The organism is uncultured Methanobrevibacter sp., from assembly GCF_937906425.1.
Classification (GTDB): domain Archaea; phylum Methanobacteriota; class Methanobacteria; order Methanobacteriales; family Methanobacteriaceae; genus Methanobrevibacter.
Window position 1 is genome coordinate 1 of sequence record NZ_CALCYR010000063.1, and the last position, 8345, is coordinate 8345.

Here is an 8345-nt window from a genome sequence, read left to right on the forward strand (position 1 = left end):
GCCCCGATTCCAGCGCCTACCACATTTAGTTCGGGTGATATGCCGGAAACAACGAGCATCCAAAAGCAGATTACATATGGTGAATATGTAAAGAAAGTCAAAGCAGGTGAATACGATGATGTTTTCAGTGCTTTTGTTCTTCCATATTGTAAAACAAACAATATTCATCACGATCGATTCAATAAGGATTTAGAGTTTGTGGGTATTGCAAAAGCAACTTGGTATGATTCTGAGGATGTAAACAGCAGAAACATTGTAGCAGTTCTTGTTGATACTAAATTCTTACTTACAAATTGGGTTAAGAAGAACGAAGATAATATTGATAGTATTGATAAATTTATTAAAGAAAAAAAGAGTAAGAAGAAGATTTATATTTCGTCTAAATCTTCTTTGGATAAGATGTTTGCACCAGCGTTCTTTAGTGCTTGGAGTCCATCTTTACAGTTTTCGATTTTGACAACCACAATAGCTTCATCTGTTTTAGAACTAACAAAAGCATATAAATATTCTACATTAATGCTTTCATTTTCTAAAATTTCAAGCATAGAGTTTAAACCGTTAGGTTCGTCTTTTACTCCAACAACGATTACATCAGTTTCTTTTACAGTAAACTTTTCCTGTGAAAGAGCTTCTTTTGCTTTTTCATTGTCTGATACAATTACTCTTAAAATACCATATTTGGAACTGTCTGCAATTGAAAGTGCTCTAATGTTTACTCCAGCAGCAGACACAGCATTCACTGCATTTTTTAATCTTCCTTCTTTATTTTCAATAAATACGGAAAGTTGTTTTACATTCATTTTATCATCCCAATTTTTAAAACTTGTTATTCAAATTTAATAATACAATTATTTAATAATACAATTAATTAATAAAACATTTAATCTTATAAAATTTATTTTTATTTATTTTAATAAAACATTTAATCTTATTAAAATTTATTTTTATTTATTTATTTATTTATTTTACAAAATGCTTTATATGTTCATTAAAAGTCATTTAGTCAAAGTTTCTCTCATCAATAACTCTAATAGCCTTTCCTTCACTTCTTGGCAAGGATTCAGGTTCCACTAAAGTTACATCTACACTTATGCCAATTGCATTTTGGATTTTTCTTGCAATTTTAGATTCGAATTGTTCGATTTCCCTCATCTCATCAGAGAACAGTTCAGGTGAGGTTTCAACCTTAACTTCGATTTCGTCAAGATACTTAGGTCTTGAGACATGGATTTGATAGTTTGCAGTCAATCCTTCAATCTGTAAAATTGCAGCTTCGATTTGGGATGGGTAAACCATTACACCCTTGATTTTTAACATGTCGTCGCTTCTGCCTGTAATTCTTTCCATTCTTGCAGTAGTTCTTCCACATGAACAGGTTTCTCTTCTAAGTGCAGTTATGTCCTTGGTTCTGAATCTGATTACAGGCATTCCCTCTCTTGTAAGTGTGGTCAATACTAATTCTCCAGTTTCTCCATCTTCCAATCTTTCCAATGTGTTTGGATCAATGATTTCTGCAAGGAAGTGGTCTTCCTGAATGTGGAGCCCTGTCTGGTCTGCACATTCTGTAGCTACTCCTGGACCGATGATTTCAGTCAATCCATAAATGTTATGTGCAGTGATTCCCAGTTTTTCCTCAAGGCTTTGTCTCATTTCTTCAGTCCACATTTCAGCACCAAAAATACCTGCATGCAAACTGATTTCCTCTGCTGAAAGTCCTTCTTTTTCAAGGGATTCTGCTAAATACATTGCATATGAGGGAGTACATGTTAAAATATCACTTTGGAAGTCTTGCATGATTTTTAATTGTCTTGCAGTGTTTCCTGCAGACATTGGTATTACAACAGCACCCATTGCTTTAGCTCCATGATCTATACCGAATCCGCCTGTGAATAATCCATATCCGTATGAGTTGTGGATTTTGGAATGTTTTCCACCGCCAGCCATTGCAATTGCCCTTGCAGTACATTCTCCCCAAATGTCAATGTCCTTTTGGGTATATCCGGATACTACCGGAGTTCCTGTAGTCCCTGATGTACTGTGGATTTCAATAATGTCATCCTGTGGCACTGCAAATAATCCGAAAGGGTAAGCTTCCCTTAAGTCATCCTTGGTGGTAAATGGGATTTTGCTTATGTCATCAATAGTTTTTAAGTCTTCAGGTTTAAATCCTGCTTCATCAAATTTTTTCTTATAGAATGGAACATTCTCATAAACTCTTTTTACTTGTTTTTGGAGTAAGGATAATTGCATTTCATCTTTATCCTCTTTACTCATACATTCTGCTTCTTCATTCCAAATCATATTTTTTGCTCCATGATTTTTAAAATTATATTATTTTAGTTTGTATTTTTTTAATTAAATATTTTTAAACAATTAGTTTATGCTCTTTTTAATTAAATATTATTAAACATTAGGTATTTTTTTAATTAAATATTTTTAAACAATTAGTTTATATTTATTTTAATTAAATACTATTAAACATATTAGTTTATATTTCTTTTAATTTATATAGATTACAGTTTAAATCTATTATTTTTTCCTTTTCTTTGATTAAATGTATATTTTTATTCATTAAACTTTTTAATTGTTATATTTTTGTTGTTTCTATTCTTATTATGTACTATTTTGTCTTTTATCCTCTTTCAAAAAGTATTAACTGAGTTAATCTTATATTTTCCTTTTTTTTTAATTTTTTTTTATTGTCCTTCAATGGGTTTTTTTAAAATTTTTTGCATAATTTTTGTACATTTTTTCTAATTTTTATTTTATTGTTTTAAAACAATTGTCTATTTTTTATACATTTTTGTATATTTTTCATTCATTCAATCTAAATGTTTATATATAATATTAATTAAACATTAATCTAGTAATAATTATGTTTATTTTTTCACTTTCAATTTTTTTTAAAAATTCAATATTCAATAAACATTTTTACTGTTAAATAGAAGTTTTAATATGTTTAGGCTTTTATTTTTATTATTTTAAAAAATTTTTATTTTTGAGGTTTTGAAATGGATTACTTTTTATTAGGTGTCGTATTTATTGTTTATTTCCTTATGGTAGGTTATGTTGGATACCTCGCTTGGAAAAGAACAAATTCCTCAGAAGACTTTATGGTTGCAGGTAGGGAGACTCACCCATATATTATGGCTTTAAGTTATGGTGCTACTTTTATCTCCACGGCGGCAATCGTTGGTTTTGGAGGAGTGGCCGGTAAATATGGTATGGGTATATTATGGCTTGCATTTTTAAATATCCTCATAGGTATTTTCATTGCATTCGTCTTCTATGGTAAAAGAACTCGTAAAATGGGTAAAAATCTTGGATCACTTACATTCCCTGAGTTTTTAGGCCGTAGATTCAATAGTAAATTCATACAATATTTCAGTGGAATTTTAATCTTCTGTGCTATGCCTATTTATGCGGCTGTAGTTCTTATTGGTGCAGCAAGATTTATGGAAAGTTCATTAATGCTTGATTTTAATGTAGCTCTTCTCGTTTTAGCCATTGTAATTTGTGGATATGTATTGTTCGGTGGTTTAAAGGGAGTTATGTATACTGATGCATTACAGGGAACAATCATGTTTGTAGGTATGTTGGTCTTGCTTGTATTCATTTACTGGACATTAGGCGGAATTACTGAAGCTAACACTGCTTTAACCAATATGGCTCACTTATATCCTGCCGATGCTCTGGCAGAGGGTGGTACCGGTTGGACAAGCTTCCCAACAAGGGGAAGTCCATTCTGGTGGACATTGGTTACTACAACCATTATGGGTGTAGGTATTGGTGCTTTGGCTCAACCACAACTTGCAGTAAGATTCATGACTGTCAAATCTAACAAGGAACTTCACAGATCCTTATTGATTGGTGCCGTATTCATTGCTGTAATGACCGGTACCGCTTATATTGTAGGTTCCTTAAGTAACGTATACTTCTACCAAAACTTCGGTCAAATTGCAATTGATTATGTAGGGGGAAATATGGATTCAATCATCCCTACATTTATTTCAACTGCACTTCCTGAATGGTTTGTATATATCTTCCTTCTTTCCTTGCTTGCGGCAGCTATGTCAACATTGTCTTCCCAATACCACACTCAAGGTACTGCATTAGGTCACGATATTGTTGACGCTATAAAAAACAGAGGAAGCAGTGATGAGTTTACAGATGAGGAAATTAAAAGAGAAGATGTTGAGGAACGCAAGATCGGACCTATTTCAGTAAGCCAATTAGGTATTTTGATTGCTGTTGTTTTATCTCTGGTAATCGGTTTGGTTTTACCTGGCGGTATTGTGGCACTTGGTACATCCCTGTTTATGGGATTATGTGCAGCTGCATTTTTACCTGTTTACACTGCAGCTTTATTCTGGAAACGTGTTACAAAGCAAGGAGCTATTGCCGGTCTTTTATCAGGTACTTTTACAAGTTTATTCCTTCTTGTATTTGTATATAAGAAAACCGCAACAGGATTAGGTATTTGTAAACTTCTCTTTGGAGTTGACATGTTGGTCAATACAATGCCTTGGTATTCAATTGACGTAATGATCTTTGCTATACCAATTTCCGTAATCTTTACCGTTGTCGTTAGTTTGCTTACCCCTCCAATGGATGAACATATTTTGGACAGATCTTATAAAGGACTTGATTAGGTGATATTATGATGGTTTTTGGAATTGAAGATCCTTGGATTTGGGGAGTATATGTATTAATGGTTTTAATAACACTTATTTGTGTTGTTTACGGACTTATTAATTGGAATAATGATGATTAAACATTATTCCTTAATTCTTTTTTTATTTTAATTTTTTTATTCAATTTTAACTATTTTTATGTTTTTTCAGTTATTTCTTATTTTAAATTTAATTTTTAATTCTTATCAGGATTTAATCTTTGATTCTAATTTTTAATTATTTTATTTTTTTTCAGTTATTTCTTATTTTAAATTTAATTTTTTATTCTTATCAGGATTTAAATCTTTGATTCTAATTTTTAATTATTTTATTTTTCAATTTTTGGTCATGATTTTTTCAAAATCTTTATTTATTAAATATTTTAAATATTAAAGTATATTATTAAGATTAGCTAACAGATTTTTATGAAAGTACTTTATAAAAATATTATTTAAATTAATTTAGGAGGCTTTTTATGAGAATTGTAAAAGAATTGGTCGGCAAAGAAGTTTTAGGGACTGATATAACACATATGGGGAAAGTTATTGATGTGGATGTTGATATAGAAGAACAAACAATCGAATCCATTATTGTATCTAAAGGTGGAATTCAAGAAACTTTAAACATTAATAAGGGTGAATTGGTTGTTCCTTTTGATTCAATTCAAAAAATAGGGGATAAAATTATCTTGAAAGACGCATTTGATGCTGATTTGGATAATTTTGAACAAGAAATTCAAGATTTAAAAAATAAATTATAATGCTTTTTAAATTTGATCTAATGTTTTTTATTATTAGAAAATTAATTCAATGTTTTTTTATTGGAAAAAATTTGATTTAATGTTTTTTTATTATTAAAAAAAATGATTAGTGAACAAATTTATTTTTATTCATTATTTATTTGCTAATTATTTTTATTATTTGTAATTAATTGCTATTTTTTTGATTAAAAGATGATTTTAACTTTTAAAAGTTTTTTGTGATGGATATGGCTTCCAAGGAATATTTGATTGAAATACTTAAGGAAAACAAGGTTTTTGAGCAAGGAGAATTTACACTTGCTTCAGGCAAGAAAAGTAACTATTATGTTAATATGAAAAGAGCTATTACTGAACCTGAAATTTTATCTACAATTGCTGAATTGATTTCTGAAAGGATTGGTGATGATGTTGATAAGATTGCAGGTCCTGCTTTAGGTGCTGTTCCTATTGCTACTGCAGTTTCTCTTGAGTCTAAAAAACCTTTGCTTATGATTAGAAAAGAAAAGAAAGGTTATGGGACTTCTAAATTAATTGAAGGAGACTTGAATGAAGGTGACAAGGTAATTCTTGTTGAAGATGTTACCACAACTGGCGGTTCCTTACTTAAGGCAATAAATGCAGTGGCTGATAATGGTGGAGTAGTTAAAAAAGCATTTGTTGTAGTTGACAGGGAAGAAGGTGCAATGGGGACCTTTGCAAATGAAGGAGTTGAACTTGAACCTTTAATTTCCGTAAGCGAATTTTTTGAATAATTGAATTAATTTTTAATTCAGTTTTATATTTTTAATAAATAATAATTCTTTACTATTTTTATTAATTTTATTTCTATTTTTTAAAAGGAATTTTTTTATTTCTATTTTTTTAAAATTAGTTTATTATTTTTCTATTTTTTTAGTTTTACTATTTTAAAAAAGAGTAGTTTATTATTAAATAATTTTAAATTGTTTTTTAAAAAAAGAGTTTAGTTTATTATTAAATAATTTTGTATAGTTTTTTTAAAAAGAGTTTAGTTTATTATTATTTTTAATAAATAATAAACTATTTTCTAGCATGTTTTTTTAAGTGGCCTAATTCTTCTAGAATTATTCCTAAACCAGTTTTTACAGCGTCAGGAGAGCCTGGTAATGCAAAGATTAGGGTTTTTTTATAAATTCCTGCTGTTGCCCTTGATAAAAGAGCTCCTGCACCTAATCTCTCATATGAGATTGATCTAAATATTTCACCAAATCCAGGCATCTGCTTTTCAAAGAGTGGTTCTATTGTTTCAATGCTTATGTCTCTTGATTCAAGACCTGTTCCACCTGTAGTGAAAATAACTTCTCTTCCATTGTCAATCATGGTTTCTATGGTGTTTAGAAGGATTTCCTTTTCATCTGCGATTATTTCGTAAGAGTCAACAGAATATTTTTTTCCAAGTTCCTCAATTAATATTTGTCCTGAGAGGTCCTTTTCCTTCCCATCCTCATCATTGGAAAATCTGTCGCTAAGTGTAATTATTCCGCAGGAAACATGAATTGGGGCTTTCTTTTTATGTAATTTCATTGTCTCGCTTTCCATATAATTACCTCCATATTTTTTTTTAAAACTTTTTGATTTCTGTTTTTTAAATTACCTATTTGCTATTAAATATTTATTTTTAAATTCAAAATATATTGAGATTTTTGTTTAATTATATTATTAAATTTAACTAAAATAATTATTTTTAATTTTTTTAAATTGAATTATTTTTTTTAATCCCATTTTAAGTTTTAATTTTTTTCATTTGGGTTATTTTTTTTTATTCCTATTTTTTTTAGTTTTATTTTTTTTCATTTGGATTATTTTTTTTATTCCTATTTTCAGTTAATTACTTTTTATAATTTTATTTAATAGTGGGTAATATTTTTATTACTTTTTTTTAAAAAATTATCATTAAATATATTAATTCTTAAACTAAATATAATAAATATGTCTGATTTGTATTATGTTCTTGATGCTTCTGCATTCATAAACGGTTTTGAGCCTAAAACTAAATATAACTTCACTGTCTCTGAAATTACAGATGAGGTTAAAGACTTGAAATCTCGCATAATGTTAAATCAAGCAATAGATGAAGGAAAAATAATAATTCGAGAAGTTAGTGATGATTTTTTAATCGAATTGGATAGGATAATTGCTGATTCAGGGGATGATTTAAGGTTGTCAGAACCTGATAAAAATCTATTGGCATTGGCCTTAAGCTTGTTGGATGAGGGGAAAAACATTAAGGTTGTAACAGATGATTATTCTATGCAAAATGTCTTGAAAATTTTGGAAATTCCATATTCCAGCATTATAACTGATGGAATCAAGGGAGTTTATAATTGGGTTAAAACCTGTGAAGGCTGTAAAAAGGAATATCCTTCAGATTATCCCTATGAAGATTGTGAAATTTGCGGTTCCAGGATTTTTAAACGTAGGATTAAAACATAATTTCTCATAAATTAAATTCAATAAATAAAACTTATGTAAAATAAGTTAATTTTATTTATTTAAGTTAATGTGGCTTAATATAACTTTAATATAATCAAATAACGCTTCACCACCTAGCAGTTGCATTTCTTTCTTCCGGTCTTCATTTGAAACTATAACAAGGCGATTGTCAAAACTATCTGGCATGTCATTAAGGCTACTTTTCAGTTCAATGAAAATCGCATAACTGTCACCCCTCACCCTTACTAGGAAGAGGTAGTCACACGCCTTATTCCATGTCCCACTTTTGAAAAAGCGAACGCCAAAGTTATCAGGTTTCAATATCATACTGTCATCTGGTAATGACGTCACATATATTTTCTTTAACGTCGCCGACGGATCTGTTTCCTCCATTTCAAAAGTCTGCCTTGAAGGCCTAAACTGCAAATATGCTTCTTCACATGTAATCATTCTGCCAACAT

The 8345-nt window shown here is 29.6% G+C and carries 9 protein-coding genes; 5 read left to right on the top strand and 4 right to left on the bottom strand.

Translation table 11 applies throughout. The features are described from left to right. Window positions 1-368 precede the first annotated feature (368 nt). On the bottom strand, window positions 369-800 hold the full coding sequence (locus Q0138_RS01785; RefSeq protein ID WP_297980091.1) for an acetolactate synthase: 432 nt from the start codon (window positions 798-800) through the stop codon (window positions 369-371). 199 nt (window positions 801-999) lie between these two features. Continuing rightward, window positions 1000-2301 carry a phenylacetate--CoA ligase gene (locus Q0138_RS01790; protein WP_297980092.1) on the bottom strand — a complete coding sequence of 434 codons (1302 nt, stop codon included), beginning with the start codon at window positions 2299-2301 and terminating at the stop codon, window positions 1000-1002. A 710-nt stretch (window positions 2302-3011) separates the two neighbouring features. Between Q0138_RS01790 and Q0138_RS01795 the strand changes: the two genes are divergently transcribed. The 4 genes from Q0138_RS01795 (at window position 3012) to pyrE (ending at window position 6185) form a co-directional block, all read left to right on the top strand. Next, on the top strand, window positions 3012-4652 hold the full coding sequence (locus Q0138_RS01795) for a sodium:solute symporter family protein (RefSeq protein WP_297980093.1): 1641 nt from the start codon (window positions 3012-3014) through the stop codon (window positions 4650-4652). Between the two features lie 8 nt (window positions 4653-4660). After that, window positions 4661-4774, top strand: coding sequence for a symporter small accessory protein (locus Q0138_RS09320; RefSeq protein WP_346662261.1), 114 nt, complete (start codon window positions 4661-4663; stop codon window positions 4772-4774). 374 nt (window positions 4775-5148) lie between these two features. After that, a complete protein-coding gene (locus Q0138_RS01800) occupies window positions 5149-5433 on the top strand; it encodes a PRC-barrel domain-containing protein (protein ID WP_297980095.1) in 285 nt (94 codons plus the stop codon). A 227-nt stretch (window positions 5434-5660) separates the two neighbouring features. Continuing rightward, a complete protein-coding gene (pyrE, locus tag Q0138_RS01805) occupies window positions 5661-6185 on the top strand; it encodes an orotate phosphoribosyltransferase (RefSeq protein ID WP_297980100.1) in 525 nt (174 codons plus the stop codon). 286 nt (window positions 6186-6471) lie between these two features. Here the strand turns inward: pyrE and Q0138_RS01810 are convergent, their stop codons facing one another. Next, a complete protein-coding gene (locus Q0138_RS01810) occupies window positions 6472-6990 on the bottom strand; it encodes a molybdenum cofactor biosynthesis protein B (protein ID WP_297980096.1) in 519 nt (172 codons plus the stop codon). A gap of 390 nt (window positions 6991-7380) precedes the next feature. Here Q0138_RS01810 and Q0138_RS01815 point away from each other — a divergent pair, with 390 nt between their 5' ends. After that, complete coding sequence (locus Q0138_RS01815) at window positions 7381-7884, top strand: ribonuclease VapC (RefSeq protein ID WP_297980097.1); 504 nt, start codon at window positions 7381-7383, stop codon at window positions 7882-7884. A gap of 51 nt (window positions 7885-7935) precedes the next feature. On the opposite strand, the gene Q0138_RS01820 is transcribed toward Q0138_RS01815, so the two are convergent. Beyond that, on the bottom strand, window positions 7936-8124 hold the full coding sequence (locus Q0138_RS01820; protein ID WP_297980098.1) for a hypothetical protein: 189 nt from the start codon (window positions 8122-8124) through the stop codon (window positions 7936-7938). Window positions 8125-8345: the final 221 nt, after the last annotated feature.

Coding starts and splice junctions, on each gene's coding strand:
- Q0138_RS01810 (WP_297980096.1), bottom strand. CDS start 6,990: ATGGAAAGCGAGACAATGAAATTACATAAAAAGAAAGCCCCAATTCAT.
- Q0138_RS01815 (WP_297980097.1), top strand. CDS start 7,381: ATGTCTGATTTGTATTATGTTCTTGATGCTTCTGCATTCATAAACGGT.
- pyrE (WP_297980100.1), top strand. CDS start 5,661: ATGGCTTCCAAGGAATATTTGATTGAAATACTTAAGGAAAACAAGGTT.
- Q0138_RS01785 (WP_297980091.1), bottom strand. CDS start 800: ATGAATGTAAAACAACTTTCCGTATTTATTGAAAATAAAGAAGGAAGA.
- Q0138_RS01800 (WP_297980095.1), top strand. CDS start 5,149: ATGAGAATTGTAAAAGAATTGGTCGGCAAAGAAGTTTTAGGGACTGAT.
- Q0138_RS09320 (WP_346662261.1), top strand. CDS start 4,661: ATGATGGTTTTTGGAATTGAAGATCCTTGGATTTGGGGAGTATATGTA.
- Q0138_RS01795 (WP_297980093.1), top strand. CDS start 3,012: ATGGATTACTTTTTATTAGGTGTCGTATTTATTGTTTATTTCCTTATG.
- Q0138_RS01790 (WP_297980092.1), bottom strand. CDS start 2,301: ATGATTTGGAATGAAGAAGCAGAATGTATGAGTAAAGAGGATAAAGAT.